General features: G+C 56.0%; 18 protein-coding genes and 2 pseudogenes. 5 read left to right on the top strand and 15 right to left on the bottom strand.

Annotation, left to right across the window (positions count from 1 at the left end; genetic code table 11):
- Positions 1–485: 485 nt before the first annotated feature.
- Together AC6CHM_RS21995 and AC6CHM_RS21990 are read left to right on the top strand one after the other, a co-directional pair.
- Complete coding sequence (locus tag AC6CHM_RS21995) at positions 486–1,553, top strand: Fic family protein (RefSeq protein ID WP_498174892.1); 1,068 nt, start codon at positions 486–488, stop codon at positions 1,551–1,553.
- An 8-nt stretch (positions 1,554–1,561) separates the two neighbouring features.
- Positions 1,562–1,819, top strand: a complete 258-nt coding sequence (locus AC6CHM_RS21990; protein ID WP_498174890.1) for a hypothetical protein — start codon at positions 1,562–1,564, stop codon at positions 1,817–1,819.
- Between the two features lie 191 nt (positions 1,820–2,010).
- On the opposite strand, the pseudogene AC6CHM_RS21985 reads toward AC6CHM_RS21990, so the two are convergent.
- From AC6CHM_RS21985 to AC6CHM_RS21970, 4 genes and pseudogenes are all read right to left on the bottom strand, one after another.
- Positions 2,011–2,244 (bottom strand): annotated as a pseudogene (locus tag AC6CHM_RS21985) (hydrolase); the annotation flags it as partial.
- Positions 2,245–2,301: 57 nt separating this feature from the next.
- Positions 2,302–2,976, bottom strand: coding sequence for a nucleotidyl transferase AbiEii/AbiGii toxin family protein (locus AC6CHM_RS21980; RefSeq protein ID WP_498174888.1), 675 nt, complete (start codon positions 2,974–2,976; stop codon positions 2,302–2,304).
- A 58-nt stretch (positions 2,977–3,034) separates the two neighbouring features.
- A complete protein-coding gene (locus AC6CHM_RS21975; RefSeq protein ID WP_498174885.1) occupies positions 3,035–3,202 on the bottom strand; it encodes a nucleotidyl transferase AbiEii/AbiGii toxin family protein in 168 nt (55 codons plus the stop codon).
- The gene (locus AC6CHM_RS21970) at positions 3,192–4,046 is read right to left on the bottom strand and encodes a type IV toxin-antitoxin system AbiEi family antitoxin domain-containing protein (RefSeq protein ID WP_498174883.1); all 855 of its coding nucleotides are present in this window, start codon (positions 4,044–4,046) and stop codon (positions 3,192–3,194) included. Before AC6CHM_RS21970 ends, AC6CHM_RS21975 begins: the two co-directional genes overlap by 11 nt.
- 174 nt (positions 4,047–4,220) lie before the next feature.
- On the opposite strand from AC6CHM_RS21970, the gene AC6CHM_RS21965 reads away from it, so the two are divergent.
- The gene (locus AC6CHM_RS21965; RefSeq protein WP_498174881.1) at positions 4,221–4,445 is read left to right on the top strand and encodes a hypothetical protein; all 225 of its coding nucleotides are present in this window, start codon (positions 4,221–4,223) and stop codon (positions 4,443–4,445) included.
- 258 nt (positions 4,446–4,703) lie between these two features.
- On the opposite strand, the gene AC6CHM_RS21960 is transcribed toward AC6CHM_RS21965, so the two are convergent.
- Complete coding sequence (locus AC6CHM_RS21960) at positions 4,704–5,057, bottom strand: hypothetical protein (RefSeq protein WP_498175050.1); 354 nt, start codon at positions 5,055–5,057, stop codon at positions 4,704–4,706.
- Positions 5,058–5,243: 186 nt separating this feature from the next.
- On the opposite strand from AC6CHM_RS21960, the pseudogene AC6CHM_RS21955 reads away from it, so the two are divergent.
- Positions 5,244–5,558 (top strand): annotated as a pseudogene (locus tag AC6CHM_RS21955) (SDR family oxidoreductase); the annotation flags it as partial.
- Between the two features lie 275 nt (positions 5,559–5,833).
- Here the strand turns inward: AC6CHM_RS21955 and AC6CHM_RS21950 are convergent.
- The 8 genes from AC6CHM_RS21950 to AC6CHM_RS21915 all read right to left on the bottom strand — a co-directional run bounded on the left by AC6CHM_RS21950 (position 5,834) and on the right by AC6CHM_RS21915 (position 12,332).
- Positions 5,834–6,088: an NUDIX domain-containing protein gene (locus AC6CHM_RS21950; RefSeq protein WP_498174879.1), complete on the bottom strand. Its 255-nt coding sequence runs from the start codon at positions 6,086–6,088 to the stop codon at positions 5,834–5,836.
- Positions 6,089–6,331: 243 nt separating this feature from the next.
- On the bottom strand, positions 6,332–6,634 hold the full coding sequence (locus AC6CHM_RS21945) for a hypothetical protein (protein ID WP_498174877.1): 303 nt from the start codon (positions 6,632–6,634) through the stop codon (positions 6,332–6,334).
- Between the two features lie 301 nt (positions 6,635–6,935).
- Positions 6,936–7,370 (bottom strand): OsmC family protein, encoded by a 435-nt coding sequence (locus AC6CHM_RS21940; RefSeq protein ID WP_115054701.1) that lies wholly within the window; start codon positions 7,368–7,370, stop codon positions 6,936–6,938.
- Positions 7,371–7,525: 155 nt separating this feature from the next.
- A complete protein-coding gene (locus tag AC6CHM_RS21935) occupies positions 7,526–9,034 on the bottom strand; it encodes a tripartite tricarboxylate transporter permease (protein ID WP_498174875.1) in 1,509 nt (502 codons plus the stop codon).
- Between the two features lie 11 nt (positions 9,035–9,045).
- Positions 9,046–9,510 carry a tripartite tricarboxylate transporter TctB family protein gene (locus AC6CHM_RS21930; protein ID WP_498174873.1) on the bottom strand — a complete coding sequence of 155 codons (465 nt, stop codon included), beginning with the start codon at positions 9,508–9,510 and terminating at the stop codon, positions 9,046–9,048.
- On the bottom strand, positions 9,510–10,466 hold the full coding sequence (locus AC6CHM_RS21925; protein ID WP_498174871.1) for a tripartite tricarboxylate transporter substrate binding protein: 957 nt from the start codon (positions 10,464–10,466) through the stop codon (positions 9,510–9,512). The genes AC6CHM_RS21930 and AC6CHM_RS21925 overlap by 1 nt, the downstream gene beginning before the upstream one ends.
- Positions 10,467–10,555: 89 nt before the next feature.
- Positions 10,556–11,239, bottom strand: a complete 684-nt coding sequence (locus tag AC6CHM_RS21920; protein ID WP_498174869.1) for an RraA family protein — start codon at positions 11,237–11,239, stop codon at positions 10,556–10,558.
- 34 nt (positions 11,240–11,273) lie between these two features.
- Complete coding sequence (locus AC6CHM_RS21915) at positions 11,274–12,332, bottom strand: hydroxyacid dehydrogenase (protein WP_498174867.1); 1,059 nt, start codon at positions 12,330–12,332, stop codon at positions 11,274–11,276.
- A gap of 115 nt (positions 12,333–12,447) precedes the next feature.
- Between AC6CHM_RS21915 and AC6CHM_RS21910 the strand changes: the two genes are divergently transcribed.
- Positions 12,448–13,329, top strand: a complete 882-nt coding sequence (locus AC6CHM_RS21910; protein WP_498174865.1) for a LysR substrate-binding domain-containing protein — start codon at positions 12,448–12,450, stop codon at positions 13,327–13,329.
- A gap of 1,079 nt (positions 13,330–14,408) precedes the next feature.
- Here AC6CHM_RS21910 and AC6CHM_RS21905 read toward each other — a convergent pair.
- Together AC6CHM_RS21905 and AC6CHM_RS21900 are read right to left on the bottom strand one after the other, a co-directional pair.
- Positions 14,409–14,747, bottom strand: coding sequence for a hypothetical protein (locus AC6CHM_RS21905; protein WP_498174863.1), 339 nt, complete (start codon positions 14,745–14,747; stop codon positions 14,409–14,411).
- A complete protein-coding gene (locus AC6CHM_RS21900) occupies positions 14,747–16,876 on the bottom strand; it encodes a mechanosensitive ion channel family protein (RefSeq protein ID WP_498174861.1) in 2,130 nt (709 codons plus the stop codon). The genes AC6CHM_RS21905 and AC6CHM_RS21900 overlap by 1 nt, the downstream gene beginning before the upstream one ends.
- Positions 16,877–16,949 lie beyond the last annotated feature (73 nt).

Raw genomic sequence — 16,949 nt, 5'->3', positions numbered from 1 at the left:
TCACGTTGGCAGTTATCGGAACGGCCTGTCGCGCTTAGTTAATGTGATAGGGAAAACCCCCGCTTTCCAACTTCCCTGATTGTAAGCAGCATTAATTTGTACGTCGTGCGTCGACTCCAATCGAAAGCGGGCAGGCCAAGTGTTGAGCGTAATTTTGGCGAATTGCAGTTTCGGCATGGTAGCTGACTTTACGCATCCTTCACGCCAGCCTCATAGAGGAAAACCCAATTAAGCACCACTGTGACGTTGACAATGCCCTCGGTCAGCTGGATGGACCTGAGGCTTCCCGGCTCCGATCTACGCGAGCTCCCCGAGGTCGAAGGCGAAGGTGCTACCAACTGATCTGGTCGGCTCCAACGCAATTGCGGTCGCCGCCGGCGCGGCCTGTTCTCTTTCTGATCAGAATTGCAAAAATGCCTTTATTGGATGGGAATGGATGGATTAATGGATGCTGCCGTGCCATATCTGTTTTTGGATGGAAACGGATGGGTTATTGGATGCCAGCGCACGATCTCTCGAAATTGCGGATCACCCCCGAGATTCTCTCGCTGACCGCCCAGATCGACGAGTTCAAGGGGGCGTGGCGTGCCTTGGGTCGCATTGCTCCTGACCGTCTCTCCAGTTTGCGGCGGGTCGCCACGATCGAGAGCATCGGTTCGTCAACCCGTATCGAAGGCGCAAGACTGACCGACCGGGAAGTCGAAAGACTCCTTTCGAACCTGCGCATTGGTTCATTTACAAGCCGCGATGAGCAGGAGGTTGCAGGCTATGCGGAGGTGATGGAGACCATCTTCTCGGCCTTCGACACAATCCCGCTTGATGAAAATCACATCCGCCAGCTCCATCGAGACCTTCTGGCTCACTCGACCAAGGATGAGCGTCATCGGGGCAGCTGGAAGGCACTCTCCAACAATGTGGAGGCTTTCGATGAAGACGGTCGGAGCCTGGGCATCGTTTTTGAAACCTCCTCTCCCTTCGAAACACCCGGCCGAATGGCCAATCTCGTAGCCTGGCATCAGGCTCAGGAGAAGGACGGTATTTTTCATCCTCTTCTCGTCATCGCGGTTTTCATCGTTGTTTTTCTGGAAATCCACCCATTTCAGGATGGCAATGGTCGCCTTTCACGGGCCCTGACCACGTTGCTGCTCCTGCGGGCTGGCTATGCTTATGTGCCCTACAGCTCTCTCGAAAGCGTCATCGAGCAGAACAAGGAGGCCTACTACCTGGCACTGCGCCGTACGCAAGGGACGATCCGCACCGATCAGCAGGATTGGAACCCCTGGGTTGAGTTCTTCCTGAGAAGCCTGCAGAAACAGAAACAACGGCTGGAGCGCAAGATCGAGCGCGAACGCATCCTGCTGGGCGACTTGCCGGAGCTTTCCGTTGCGATCCTCGAACTTGCACGTGAGCGCGGTCGTGTGACCGTGTTGGAGGCGGCCAATGCCACGGGCGCAAGCCGGAATACGGTGAAGGATCATCTGCGGGCGTTGACCGAGCAGGGAAGCCTGATCCTGCATGGCGCTGGTCGAGGTACCTGGTACGGCCTGAGCTGAACGGCAAAATGACCAGCGGATATCCGCTAACTATATCGGTGCAGACGGTAAATGCGTCACGAGGATGGGAGAAAAACTCCCAAGTGGACAGCCATGAGTCCGATTCCGCCGCGGTGGTCAATGGAGTCACCAATCCAGATATGCTCAAAAGAGTGATTGTAGAATTTAAAGAACCAATCGGATTCGCCGGAAAGTCGCCTATTATCGGCATTTTCAAAGAAGAGTTGCTGACAACTTCCCTGATTGTACGCAGCAGTCATCTGTAGGTCGCGGGTTCGACCCTAATCAAGGCGTATGGTGGCGTTATGCGCACTGCAGGCTTTTTCCGCCTAGCGCCAGGAGCGACTAAGGCGGCGGGGGCACCGTCAGAAAAAGGTTGAACGCGCTAGAACTACCAGTGGTCGCAACGGCGAACATCGATGCCGCTGCGACTTACTATCAGAATAATCAATTTACCTTAGGCCGACGCGACAGCTATGACTTTCTCAGGATTAAACCTATCGAAGCTTTCGAAGACGTCTATGAAACCCGGGACGGTTGCTTTGCGAGCCCAATCACGCTGGAATTCACAGTACAACTGCACGTGGCTGGTCAGTTTTCCGCCAGATTGCTCGATTCGACGGAGGCCTGCCTCGTGGGCCACGACCGACGTCCCGCCGACGGCGTCGACAGGAACGTAGATGACTGGCCCGCCGCTAATATCTGAGTAAAACGCCTGCGGCCCCGCTTCCTTGAGGATGTAGTCGGCTTAAGCAAACATATTCTCGATCTCCGCACGCTGCATGGCGTGTTTCTCAGGGTTCTGCTGCTTCAGCTTCGCAAGATTGATCAATTTCCATCCCACGGCGGGTAGTGCCGCTGCCTGCGGCAATCCGATGGCGTCGAAATCCGGCTCCGTGTCATGGAGAGAGAGCAGGAACCGCATCGCTTTATCATCGAGTCGGGCTCGAAAATCATCTATGAGCCGGGTTCTTGCGTCTTTCAGCTCGATCAGGCTGACGGGTTCGATGGTCATGCCTTCGAATTCTTTCACGAAGGGTTCTTCGAGTTCGGACAATGACGGCTTGATGAGCTCATGCGGGGGGCGGCCGGAGCTTGCGACGTAGATGAGGAAAGTCCGAAACAACGCATCGGTAAGCCCTTCATTGTCGTAGAGATCGCGTGGGTGCTGACGGTCAACGGCGGCATGAAGCTTGCCACCAAATAGATCCTCGAATGACACGACTTGCATTTCGGCGAAACCAAACGCATCGACTACTCCATCCGTGACTGTCCGCAATTCCGGAGGATGCACCGTTCCACGGGCGACGGGCGAGGTCTCGATCTTAATCTCGGTGGTGCCCTGCCGGACGAGCACCCGCGTGTCATTGTTGCCGCCGCCGGCGATACGCTGGACGTCGACGCCACGCAGGTTTTTCAGCAAGTCGTCGCGAATGCGGTCAAGCGCGGCGTCGATACCGCTGAGCGTCGTGCCCCGATCCTCAATGGGGGAGGTAGGTGAGGTCGATATCGACTGATAAGCGGGGCATATCTCGATAGAATAGGTTGATGGCCGTTCCCCCCTTCAAGGCGAAAACATCCTGCCGAGCGATGTAGGGCAACGTCCGGACCAGCAGTTCGACCTGCCGCATATAGTGATCACGCGCCATCGATATTTTCCTTTGGCAGCAGGTCTGCAGGGACCGTTACGCGATAGATCGGGTGGAGCCTCCCGCCTGGGACAAGCGCTCGATCACCGCGTCCCAGATCGATCTGCGATCGGTCGATATGCTTGAGCCACGCATGCGCGTGCTTGTCGGCATAGACAAAGAAAAGGCGCTTCACCTTTACGCTGCGACACTGGGTCAACAGCGTCGTCAACATTTTTGGGCGCAGATTGACCATTCCCTCGAATATCATGTCGATGTTGTGAAAGCTCTCGGTCTTCGGAAGTTCATCGAGAATCTCCAGTATCGCCCGCTCTGCCGACGACATTTTGATAGGCCATCGCCATGGGCTCATGGCCAGTTCGTCATCTGGAGTATCGGAGAGGCTGAATTCGCTGTCCTCGACGCCGTTGTTCTCGTCGGGGAACAATCCATAACCTCGTCGGACGAACCTGGCATCGGTTGTCAATGTCAGTAGCCATTCAGGGATATCGGAGCCATAGAGGTAGACGCGTGTATCGCCGCTAAGCTGCAGATAGTGGGAATGGCCGCGCAATCCAAGCGCGGTCTGACCTCCCACGTGGAATGCATGCCTCATGATCCATTGCGCGGATAACAAGGGAATTTTCCAGGCTGTGACGGCTTCCGTTGTTTCTCTTGCCGAAAACGGGCGTCGGTAGACGCCTGGCGCGATCCGCTCGAGCCAGCCCTGTTTAATATACGCCGATACGGATTGCCGCGAGATCGCATGGCGTGCCGTCCAAGCCGTATCGACAATGAAGCCCGGCGGGACTGATTGGATAAGGTACTTTAGCTTTGGCGTCGATTGTCCATCCATAATGGACATTATGGCATGAGTTCAAAGGGAATATCAAGTTTACTTTAACCTGCGGCGTTTATGTAAATCTTGAATTGACAAAATAAGACAAGCTCAAAGTGCGTCGTGGGTAGTCGTAAGGCGCCTTGCCATGCAAATGTTGTGCTTGAACCTCGACGGCGAGCCTTCATTCAGCAGACCATCATGCCTGAAGTAGTAGATGGTCACCCGGTCGCTATATATCAAATTGTGCCTGGGTCCAAGTCGCGCTTTGGGAAGCATCAGTTCTCCACTGTCGCTTTGCCCTTAAAGGGCGTCTTCCTCAAATTGTGTGATGCTTGGCCTGATCAACTGCCCGAAATCATTCTCCCTATGCAAGCTGGACATGTCGACGTTGCTGAATTCGTTGAGCTTTTTGCTCAATGGTAGCGGAAGAATGCTTGATGAAGCGTCCTACCATTCCAGTCAGCGACCACACAGTTCTGCACGGCTGAAGCGCCGTATCACCACGATAGGCACCAGGAAGACTACTCGGGTTGGGGACACAGATGACCGAAACTGGCCCAAGGGCTCTACCTAAGGGCAATCGTAGCGGATTTGGAACGGCCTAAGGTTACTAATTTGCTGCCAGATCCGGGCTGAGCCAGCTGTTTCAAAAACATCACACAGATTGAGGAAGACCCCCTTTTAGGGCAAAGTGACAATCACAAAGTCGTCCGCATAGCGTACGGGGAAGCAGACGCAGTGCCCTGCTTTGCGATCCCACATACGTCTACCCGATGCCGCCGAGAGTATCGATTGTCGTGAAGACCTCCCTGTCAGGTCCGGATACACCCACCGTTTATTTCTCTCCTCAATCGCGCTAAGCGCAATGTTGGCGAGCAATGGTGATATGATCCCGCCCTGCGGGGTTTCGGCTTCCGTGCGGAAGAACTGCTCCTCCGCCAGCACGCCGGTTTTCAGGAACTGCCCGACCAACCGTACCACCCGCTGGTCAGCGACGCGTTTGCGTAGCCGTTCCATCAGATAGTGGTGGTTGATGTTGTCAAAGCAGCCCTTGATGTCTCCCTCGATGCCCCACGGATATTCTCGGCCCGCGTCTCAAGATCAGAAGCAGCGGTTGAGAACAATGCTCTGCGCTCGTCGGCGCCCGAGCGAAGGATTTCAATGAGACTCTCACGCATGTTCATCCTTTGCACCTCGTTTGATTTCATTCGCTGAGGGTTGCGGATCGCGGCGCCGACCCATCCCGCCTATGCGGCCTCCAAGGGGGCGCTTGAAACATTGACACTAGCGCTGGCACCTGAATTTGCAGCTCGCGGGATTACGGTCAATGCCGTCCTGCCGGGCGTGACGGAGACGGATATGAATGCCGAGTGGCTGGCATCGCCGGAAGCGCGCGCCGGCGCCGAAGCCCTCTCAGTCTTCTCACGTGTCGGAAAGGCGGATGACGTCGCCGACGTCATCGCCTTCCTCGCATCGAACGATGCGCGTTGGACGACAAGCCAGATGATCGATGCGACGGGCGGCGCTCGGATCTGATCGATCGCGATACTCTGCCAGACTTGTGGCTATTCGAACCGCAGCAGAGGCTGCGTCCTTGACGGGGTGCCGGTTGAGGTCCACCATAGGATATCGCCTTCACTGCGCCTGTCCAAGCTGGTCGGATTATTCCCTCGCATCTCCCGAACAGTTCGCCGCCCGCAACCTGTGAATGATGCGGCGGCAAGACTTCGCTTCGCTTTCACCCCGAGTGGCTGCCCGCGTCCGACCCCGTCACCAGATTCTTAGGATCTGCTCCACCACGGCTTCGACACTCATCGCGGAGGTACCTCGTCGCAGATCCCTGCCTCTTCATAGGCTTCGCGCGTTGCGGCTTCATACGACGATTCCCTGGGATCGATATGACCTTTCTCCCTGGGATCGATATGACCTTTCGGCAGAGCCCACCGCCCGTTAGAACAAGTACGATTGAGCGATGATCGGGACACATAATTTCGGTTTCGTAGGATGACGCAGGTTGGTAGCGCGCAAGGCTCATAACCCGGGGTGGACTTTTCGTGCGACCGCACCAATCGATCAGCCGACAATGACAGCTTATCGATTGGTTTTTCAAAGCGACTACTTTTTTGTAGGGCGCTTGAGTAAGGGCAGAGGCGGCGGCAGATGTGCTGTCTTTGTCGGTGCCTTTGCCGGTCAGAGTTTTAGAAGCTGGCGGCGCCTTTCTTGCTCGACTGCTCTTGGGTGCGTTGGCCATAAAGGTACATCATTACTACTTTTCTTAATGCAACCAACTCGTGGAATAATGAAGCTAACTAGGTCAAATTGTCATGATAAACAATAATCGAGACGACAGTAGCCAACGCTCCGATCATTGCGAGTAATAAGACTCGCCGTGAGGCGATTGAATTCTTGATGTTCCAACTGATGAGCAACGTGGTCAATGTCCAGAGACCGGTAAAACTCAAAAGCAGGAGCGTGTAGACCGGCCGAGACAGGTCGTAACCGCCTCCGCCGATTGATGGATAGTTAGATCGTGGAGGGGTAAGTCCCCAAATCAACCCACCGACCACTCCCGCAAAAACGGCCAGCCAGAACAGAAATGTACGAACTCTCACTTATATGTCCTTTGAACGAAGGCAGGGAATACTCTCGTGCCAAATATTCAAGGTAACCCGGTTCGCGCAGCGTACCGCTTGGCTTCATACCCTTGAACTTCACCATTGGATACTCACACAACAGGACTTTGGTTAGAACCCGGACATTCGCAAAAGCCGTTCCGGATGCCGCGCCAGATTGTCGGTGGCGATCAGCCTCCGGTCGAGCGCGTAAGCCAGCTTTTCAGCCATGGTGGGCTTCCCCACGTTCGAGCTTCCCGCGATCAAAATTCCTAGAGGTAACTGATCCATCTCCGTTCCACTAAGGTTCAGTCGTTGCGGCGGTATCGACAACCACAAAGTCATGGGTGACTGTCGCAGTCTTGGCCAGCATCGCAGAGGCTGAGCAATATTTTTCGACCGACAACAAGATAGCACGCTCCACCTTCTTCGCAGCCAGGCCACGCCCTTTGACGATGAAGTGCATGTGAATGCGGATAAAGACTTTCGGATCCTGTTCTGCACGCTCTGCGTCGATCTCGACGACACAGTCCTCGATTGCCTCGCGGCCTTTTTCCAGGATGTGGACAACATCGAAGGCCGAACAGCCTCCGGTGCCGATCAATAGCAGTTCCATGGGGCTAGGGCCCGGCGTTACTCCTTCTGGTCCGAAGGCCGTCCCCAATACGACTTTGTGGCCGCTCCCGGACTCTCCGACGAAGGTCCGATCCTCCACCCATTTGATACGTGCTTTCATAAGACTTGTCCTGTCGTGACGATGTGTCGATCATAGATCAGAAGATATAGGTCATCTCTAAAGATTTGGCGCATTAGCATCGCTCCTTGAATACAAGCAAGGTTCGCGCCTTCCTAGGATGTTAGCCAGTAATTATGTTGTCGCGTGGATCGGCTTCAGGCTTCTTCTTCCTGGAAGGCTTCTTCCCGGGTTTTGCGGAACGACGGCAGGACCATCAGGAGAAGGACACCTGCTGTGGCGATGAGCAGTACCAGACTGATCGGTCGCTCGATGAACACGCTCGGATCGCCGTGGGAGATGGTCAGGGCACGCCGGATATTCGTCTCTAGTAGCGGCCCCAAAACGAAACCGAGAAGCAGCGGACCCGGCTCGCACTTTGCCTTGCGGAAGGCATAACCGAGCAGTCCAAACCCGGCAGCCAGAACGACATCGAAGATGCGGTTGTTGATGCTGTAGACCCCGACACAGCAAAAGAGAAGGATTGCCGGATACAGCAGACGGTAGGGTACGGTCAGGAGTTTCACCCAGACCCCGATCAGGGGCAGGTTGATGACGACGAGCATGAGGTTGCCGATCCACATGCTGGCCACGAGCCCCCAGAAGATTTCCGGCTGGGTTGCCAAGACCGTTGGCCCTGGGGTGATGCCATGGATGATGAAGGCGCTTAGCATCATCGCCATCATGTTGTTTGACGGAATGCCGAGGGTCAGAAGCGGGATGAACGACGACTGAGCTCCGGCATTGTTGGCGGCCTCAGGTCCTGCGACGCCCTCTACGGCACCTTCGCCGAACTCCTCGGGATGCTTGGATATCTTCTTTTCGACGGAGTAGGCGCAGAACGATGCGAGTGTTGCTCCGCCGCCCGGCAGCACACCGAGGAAGGTACCAACGCCAGTTCCCCGCAAGACGGCAGGCCATGCACGCCGAAAGTCTTCTCGGGTCGGCCACAGGCGGCTGAGCTTGCTGACCAGCACGCCACGGGCTTCGACATTCTCAAGATTCTCGATGATCTCCGTGAAGCCGAACAGCCCGATGGCGATTACCACGAAGTCGATGCCGTCGAAAAGTTCGACAGCGGTGAACGTGAGGCGCTCTTCGCCGGAGCTGGCGTCGATCCCGACCATGCCAAGCAGCAAGCCGAGAAGGATCATGCCGATCGCCTTAAGGACTGGCCCGCGGGCCAGGATTGTTGCGGCGAGGAGCCCGAACAGCATCAGCGAGACGTATTCGGCTGGACCAAAGGAAAGCGCAAATGACGACAGTGTCGGTCCGGCGATCGCGATGCCGAAAGTGGCGACCGTTCCAGCGAAGAAGGAGCCGAGTGCCGCGACGGCAAGTGCAGATCCGGCTCTTCCTTGTTGAGCCATCTTGTAACCGTCGACAGCGGTAACGACCGATGACGCTTCGCCGGGAAGGTTCACGAGGATAGCAGTCGTTGAGCCCCCATACTGGGCACCATAATAGATGCCGGAGAGCATGATGAGTCCAGCCAGAGGCGGCAGGTAGAACGTGATCGGCAGCAGAACGGCGATCGTCGCCGTCGGCCCAATACCGGGGAGGACCCCAATCAGCGTGCCGAGCAGAGCGCCGAGCAGACAAAAGCCGAGGTTTGTCGGCGTCAGGGCCTCGCTGAAGCCCAGCATGAGAAGATCGACGAAGTTCATGTGTTTCCTCCTCAGAACGGCCAGATCGGCATCTGCACGCCGAGGCCGACGATGAAGACCAGAGCGCCAAACGCTGTTAGCCCGGCGGTGAGCAGAATGACCTCGCGAAGCGTTGAATCCCGGTCGGCGATGCTGCCGACAAGAAGCAACCAGACGGAACCCGCAACGAAACCAAAGAACTCAGCGATAAACGCGAATCCAACGACCGCCGCCAGGATGATTACCAGCGGCCAGAGCTTTGGTTTAGCGATGTCGACACGCGCCCGAACCGCCCCAAACCCACCTATCGCCATGCCAATGGTAATCAGAAGCCAGCACACTATTCTGGGAAGGTACCCCGGACCCATGGCGGATGCCGTCCCAAGGGTCAGGTCGCGCCCGGCCCAGAGGCCAAGCGCGCCGAAGCCTATGAATAACGCTGCGGTGAAAAGGTCTGGTCGGTCACCGGTCCCTCCAGCCTTGCGGGGAGCGGCCATTACTTCTGTTCCTTGGCCAGTTTCCAGATAGCGCCCAAGCGCTCTCCGCGTACGGGAAGCTCCTTGTTCCACTCCTCGGATGAGCGGTAAGAAAGGGCAAGCGACATTTGCTTTGCCTTTGCCTGAAATTCGGGGTTGTCGAGAGCCTTTTTGACCGCGCCCGAGAACTTCGTCCGAATTTCCTCGGGAACTTCGCAGCTCATAGCGATACCGCGCTCAGAACTCATCAGGACTTCGAAACCCTGCTCCTTTGCGGTCGGAAGGTCGGGAGCAATTGAGGCGCGCTCTTCCGCAAACTGGCCGAGGTTCCTGAACGCAGAGTGGTCGCTGCCCACGAACTCCCCGACGTTGATGCCGATCGTGTCGACGTGGCCGCCGAGAAGAGCGGTACGGGCTTCGTTCGCCCCGTTAAAAGTGACGGCAGTCAGGTCGATGCCCGCGGCCTTCTCCAACTGGAGCATTGCGAGGTGCTCGTCGGTTCCCAGGCCGGTCGTTCCGACGGTCACGGCACCCGGTTTTTCCTTCGCGAAGGCGACGAGGTCCTTGAGCGTGTTGAACTTGGAGCCGGACTGGACGATGAAGGAACCGGGGTCTTCGACGATACGGGCAACGAGGCAGAGCTTCGTGGGGTCGAAACGGACCTTGCGGTCCATCTGCATCGTCAGATAGCCCGGCGTGTTGAGCGAGGAAACGGTGTAGCCGTCAGGACGAGCTTGCGTCATCGCGGTATAGGCGATTTCGCCCGAAGCTCCGGGACGGTTCAGGATAGTGATCTTGCCGCCTAGTTCTTTCTCGACATAAGGAGCGAGCGTACGGTTCATCACATCGGTGCCGCCGCCAGGAGCGAACGCCACGATGAATTCGATAGGCCGATCGGTCGGCCAGTCAGCATGAGCTACGCCCGTGCCGAGAAGCAGCGTCGTTGCCAGCGCGGTATTCCGAATTAAATGCTTCATCTTATCCTCCCAGGATATTGTTTACCGGTGTATTCAAGAGTCTTTAGTACTGGCCGACGTTTCCCCTCCAGAGCCTCGGCCAGCGTCGTTCAGTTGGTAGATGGCAGTTCGCATCCGCCCTTAACGAGGGCGTCGTTGAACCAAGTCGGTTTGTGCGTCCCCGCTTTGATATTCTCGATTTGCTCCTGCTCGGCCGCGTGCTTGGCAACGGTCCTGTCGTAGACCTCCGCAACGTCGTCGATTGGAACGACCACGACGCCGTCCGTATCGCCGACGACCAGGTCACCCGGCATAATGACCATTCCGCCGATGGCGATCGGGGTGTTGATCTCCCCTGGTCCGTTCTTGTAGGGGCCGCGATGGGTAACGCCCACTGCGAATGAGGGAATGTTCATTTCGAGGAAAGCGTCAGCGTCACGGATAGCGCCGTTGAGCACGAAACCGACGACGCCCCGACGGTGCGCGTAGTCGAGCATCATTTCGCCCATCAGGGCGTGGGTCACGTCGCCGGCAGCATCCATGACGATCACGTCGCCGTCCACGGCCATGTCCATCGCCTTGTGAAGCATGAGGTTGTCGCCCGGAGGCGCTTTGACGGTCAGCGCGCGGCCGACAAGCTTGCCGTCGCGGTGCATCGGACGAAGCTCAGCCCCGCCCGCATACATGCGGTGCATGCTGTCGCTGATGTTGGCGACTGGAAGCTCCCTGAACTTGTCGATCCATTCCTGATCAACGACTCTGTCCCTGTTGCGAACCCTGAATCCTATGGTCAACGTAGTCTCCTCAATGCTTCCTGATTGTCTGATTTCAAGCGGGCGTCTTCGCCAGCGCCCGATGGTTCACGATCCTCTCGCGACCAAGCGAACGTCCTTCTACAATGGCAAGGATGCCTTCCACCGCGTCCACCCCGACGCGAACATTGGCTTCCTGAGTCACGCCGCCGATATGCGGCGTGACGACGATCCGCTGATTTTGCCAGAATGGGTGGTTGTCCGCGGGCGGCTCCGTTTGGAACGTGTCCAGCCCGGCCCCGGCGATCTGTCCGCTCTCGACAGCGCGTAGGAGAGCGTCCTCGTCGATCAGGCCGCCTCGCGCAGTGTTGATAACGAACGAGCCAGGCTTCATCAAGCCAAGACGGCGGTCATCTAACAGGTTGCGCGTTTCGGGTGTCAACGGGCAGTGCAAGCTCAAGATGTCCGACGACGAGATCAACTCATCGACATCACCCACTCGTTGAACACCTGCCTCAACAAACGCCGCTTCATCGGTGAAGGGATCGAATGCCTGCACTTTCAAGCCAAACCCTTTGGCGAAGAAGGCTGTATGTCGGGCGATCGCTCCGAAGCCGACAAGGCCGATGGTCATGCCAGAGAGTTCCTTGCCGGAGAAACCCGGCTTTTCCCAGCGTCCGGCACGCAGGCTGCTATCCAGCGGAACTATCCGCTTCACCACGGCAAAGAGTAATGCAATCGCATGTTCAGCGACCGAAAGGGCATTCGCACCAGCGGCGACGACAACGGGTATTTCACGGCGGGACGCGGCACCCACATCAATATTGTCGACGCCGACCCCGTGTTTCGAAAGGACCCGGAGCGAAGGCGCGGCCTCGATTGCCGCGGAGCCGAAACGGCCCATGCGAACTACGACGCCGACGGGGTCAAGTTCCATCACGATGCGAACGAGATCGTCTTCGCTCGTGTAAGGAGGAACGTAAGATACCTGATAGCCATTGTCGGCAGCTAGTTTTACGGCTTGTTCGTTGATGGCTGGTCCTGTGACCAGGATGTTTCGGCTTCCCATGCGTACCTCGAACTGGAATGCGCGAGGACGCGCCGCTGCTTTCGCACCGTTTTGACATCCTCCCATACGCCAAAATTCCTCCTGGCGTCTCCTAAAGAGAATTTAACATAAGGTTTCCTTGATTAAAGCGAATAATTCTGCCTAAGATAAACAGGAAAACTTAATCTGCTCTGGGACGACATTGGATACACGTCAGCTGAAGACATTAATCGCAATAGCTGAGTACGGAACTTTTGCGAAAGCTGCCGAGGCCGTAAGCTTGACCCCGTCTGCAGTGAGCCAGCAAATTCAGACCTTGGAGACTGAGGTCCGGGCGGAACTGTTCGATCGTTCAACAAGGCCGATCAGGCTAAATGCCCACGGTCTGCAGATGCTTGAAGCAGCGCGGAGCCTGGTACGCTCTGCAGACGATATAGTGGATGCCATTTCCGGACGTACCATCAGCGGGACCTTCACCATCGGTTCGGTTCGTTCGAGCGCGCTTTCGCTCCTGCCGTCGGCGATCGTCGCCCTCAAGGCCGACTTCCCCGACCTCAGGGCCAAGCTTCACGTTGCCAATACGGACGAATTGCTCAACGATGTCATGTCCGGCCGTCTGGATTGCGCGATGGTTGCCGAATATTCCGGAATTCCTTCAGCATTGAGGTGGCACCCGTTCATCAACGAACCTCTCCTCGTTATCGGTCCCGACGGCACTCCCCAAATGTCCGGCCTCGATATGCTGTCAACGATGCCTTATGTCAGGTTCAACAGTAGATTCAGACTGGCCCAGCTCATCGAGACCGAGCTGGCAAAAACCGGCATCGTGCCAAACTTGATAGCCGAGATAGACACGATTGCTTCGGTCGTTTCTTGCGTTGTTCACGGTCTCGGCGTGTCCGTGGTTCCCTGGATCGCGTTGAGAGATGTCGCTGTTCCGATCGTCTCGGTGCCGTTCGGCGAACCGCAGATATTACGGCCGATCGGGCTCCTGGAAAGGCGGGCCGGCACGCGCACTGCCATCATAGATCGTCTGCATCAGCACCTGAGCAGGCTCAGCGATCCCTACGGTACAGCGCGTTGAATGAACGAGAACACTTAATTCAGCGATTGGCGTGTCTGACGGTCGAAGCGTCCCCAATTCGCATCCGCCGTCCCAAGACTTGCAGCAATCCGTCCAACTGCCTGGCAATTGCAAGCAAGCCAACCACTGAACTCAGCCCGCGATTCAATTTCACGCCGGATCCGGAAAGATGGTCGGTGGTTCCAATCCCTTCAACGACAGGGGATAGCTAACGGGTCTGTAGTCAACTCGCGATTTTGAGACGGACTAGTGAATAGGCGAGACGAAACAGGCTCTTAAGTGGGATTGAAGACATTTGGGCTACAATTAAAAATACCGAAAATTAGCCTGTTATCGGCATTTTCAAAGGAAGGTTTACGGTACGTTCGGTAATTGAACAAAAGCCTAATCTTGAATCAGGATCTATTGGTTCAATTTTCTTCAAGGCAAAAGGGCTGGCGGCGCCGTCGATTGGCGGATGACAAGCAAGTAGTCTACCTCATAGGGGTTGGGCACGCGGTCGCCGTCGAGGCGTGCGAGTATACCCGATCAGGTAAAGCCGAACATGAGCGGTGTTTCTGGTTTGATCGTCGTTACTACACTCCCGGATCAGACCGCGAGTTGACCGAGGGGCTCAACGCGTGGCACCGCCTTGGATAGGTAAGGTGACGATGTTTTCCGCTTCTCGGATCTGGTGATAATTGAATATCAGCCAGTCGGCAATGACACCACGACTGCGTGACCGCTGGAATCTAGTTCACGACGATACCGATCTATAGTTGCGGGCGTACCGCCGGTCAGGTTCACAAGGCAAGGAAACAGTTTCTCAGCGCTGTATTGGAGCCGACATCCGTTGCGATGACCTTCGCAAGCCGACTGCAAGTGCGTATGTCAAAATGGAAGCGGCCAAGGCTTTGATCATCGCGCAAAGGTTGGCAGTTTCGGCCGATCAACTTACACTGACTGGTGTATGGAAGAGAAGCGGAAGATTGTTCAGTGAACGACACTCTAAGTGGTTGGATTCCCGGATCGATTTGCTCAAGGCGCACATCAATTTGGTTAAGGCTGAGCGTGACGCGCACTAAACCGGGATCGCGCGCCTATTTCCAGATTTCAACCTTGGTTATCTTGTTTGCTGGCGACATCGTCAACATGTATTGTGCAAAGTTGATTTTATCATCACACGTCACTTTGACAATCGTCGTGCCGCTTAGCGATTTTACCTTGTCGATCCTTGCATCGGTCATTCGGTCACACCAGAATCCAGCATTTCGTATTGCCCGAGCTGTTTGGCGCTTGAGGATTCGCGATTCAGTCTGGCCGACAGCGAGACTGACGGGATTCCCCAGAGCAATCAGGACCACAACAAGAATTATCGTCCACAGTTTCATACGGCTCAGTGGCCGCTTTGTTGCCAGTCCTTTCGGTTGCTTTTGCATTATCCTTCATCCTCCACCAATTTCAAGGTATCCGCTGCCTTCTTCCGGGCCAATGTGTTTTGCGTCGCAGCAGCCAACGCACCTGTTGATTGGTCTTCCTGACCTGCGACCTGCACCGTGGGTGAGGCAAAGCCAATGCCGTTTGCCGCAAACGCTTCACGGATCATCGCATAGGCCCGGCGCCGAATGGTCGATTGATGACCAGGCTTTGTCATCATCGCAAAACTTAGGTTTATACCGTAATCGCCAAAAGTCTCGACGCCCTTCATCTTGACGGTTTCGATGATGTGCGGCCCCAGTTCCGGATCTTCGAGCAGCGTGGCGCCAACGCCCTTCACCACCTTTTTAACCTTGGCGATATCAGTGTCGTAATTGACGGAGATCAGGAATTTGTCGATGACCCAGTCGCGGCTCATGTTCTGGACTGCTCCAAGGGAACCGAACGGGACAGTGAAAACCGGACCGCGATGGTGACGCAGTTTAACCGAGCGGATGCTGAATGATTCAACCGTCCCCTTGTAGCTTCCGCTTTGAATATACTCGCCAACCCGAAAGGCATCATCGGTCATGTAGAAGACACCGCTGATCACGTCCTTGACCAGAGTTTGCGAACCGAAGCCGATTGCCACGCCAAAGATGCCCGCACCGGCAATCAGCGGACCAATCTCGATGCCAAGCCCCGACAGTATCATCATGAGAGCAACCGCAATTATGAACGCAGCCAGAAAGTTTCGAAGAATAGGCAGGAGCGTCATCAACCGTCCGCTGCGTGCCAACTCTGCTTCATCGCCGGCCTCCAGGCGCGCTTTTTCGATCCGGCGATTGATGAGGCCCTTTACAACATGCCAGACAAGATCTGCTGCGAGCACAATCACCGCTCCGCCAACGACGCCACGAACAACCTGTCTGGCAGTCTCGTCCTCCATGAGCCCGATGGCACGCGCACGAGCGACGACACCAAGCCAGGCAACGGCCAATACGATAACCACAAGTCGTGCTCCCCGTTCAACCAACACTTCAAATAGTGTGTTCTTTTGATTTGCCCGATCGAGCGGCCGGGTGAACAGTTGTTGCACGAGATTTGTGGTGGTCCGCAGCAGTGGCGGCAAAATCAGAATGTAAATTCCAATCCACATTGTCAGGCTCAAACCGGCAACCCACAAGACCCAAAGCAGGCAGACGTAAAATGTCAGTCCCCATTCCTTGATACGATGTGCTTCAGGTCCAGTGCTGCGGTCTGGCCGATGCCAGATTGTTTCCAATGCAATCACCAGGAGGCCGAGGCCAATCGTATAAACAAGCAGGCTTTGGACCTCGGGTGCAAAGGCCAACGCCTTCATCGCCGCTGCCGCTGCCCAGCCGGTAAAGAAAATGCCGGCAAACCATGCTACCCGCTTATACCAAAACCGGGCACGGCGCCCGTCCGTGGCGATCAAACGCCTGGTTTCGTTGCCAGGGGCGAGCAGTGCGCCCGCTATTTTCAGGATAAAGCGCCAGACAATAAGTGCCGCATGCATTGGTACCACCAGGGCGGCAAGGAGCGGCGGCCAGTTGAAGAAAAGGAAACCACCGACACTTACAATTGCAAAGATAACCAGAGGTGCCAGACCGAAGAACGCCGACGCAGCGATCGTTTCCGCAGGTGCTGGCAGATCCCCAGCGGAAAACGTTGGACCGCTTCTTCCCAATGCAAGACGTCGGAATGCGGTTTCAACTCCATACCCCAGTCCTGCAAAGCCGGCGAACAGTGCGAGGACGGATCCAAAACCATAGCCGTTGAGAATAGTGTTTATCTTGTCGTCGGCTCTGGCGAGCTCGCCCGGAGCGGCGGGTATGGCGTGCACCATATCGCGCAGGTGTGAACGAATTCCGTGTGCCCAGGTCAGGACTGCGCTCGTAGACATCTCTTTGCCATCATCCTGCGGCATCACATTTGGTTTTGCCGCAATCCATGATTTGACGTCCGGATCCTCCAGCAACTTCAGCAACTGGTCAATTTTTTCGCCCTGTTGGGCCGGACTGTTCGTTTGGGCATTCGCCAACCTCACAGTCTGGGGAAGCATGGCGAGGACCAGGATCAAAAGAATATGAACCGCTGCAATGTTGATGCGACTAGATCCGGGTACCATTTCTTTTCCTTATGGGACGTGGTCTTGTATTTACTGAATTCCTCGCAAGTGAAAAGACGATATAAGAGATTTG

It is taken from the genome of Phyllobacterium sp. GQ127 (assembly GCF_059758635.1).
Note: the sequence above shows the minus strand (reverse complement) of the source record. Positions and strands in the feature narration are given on the sequence as shown.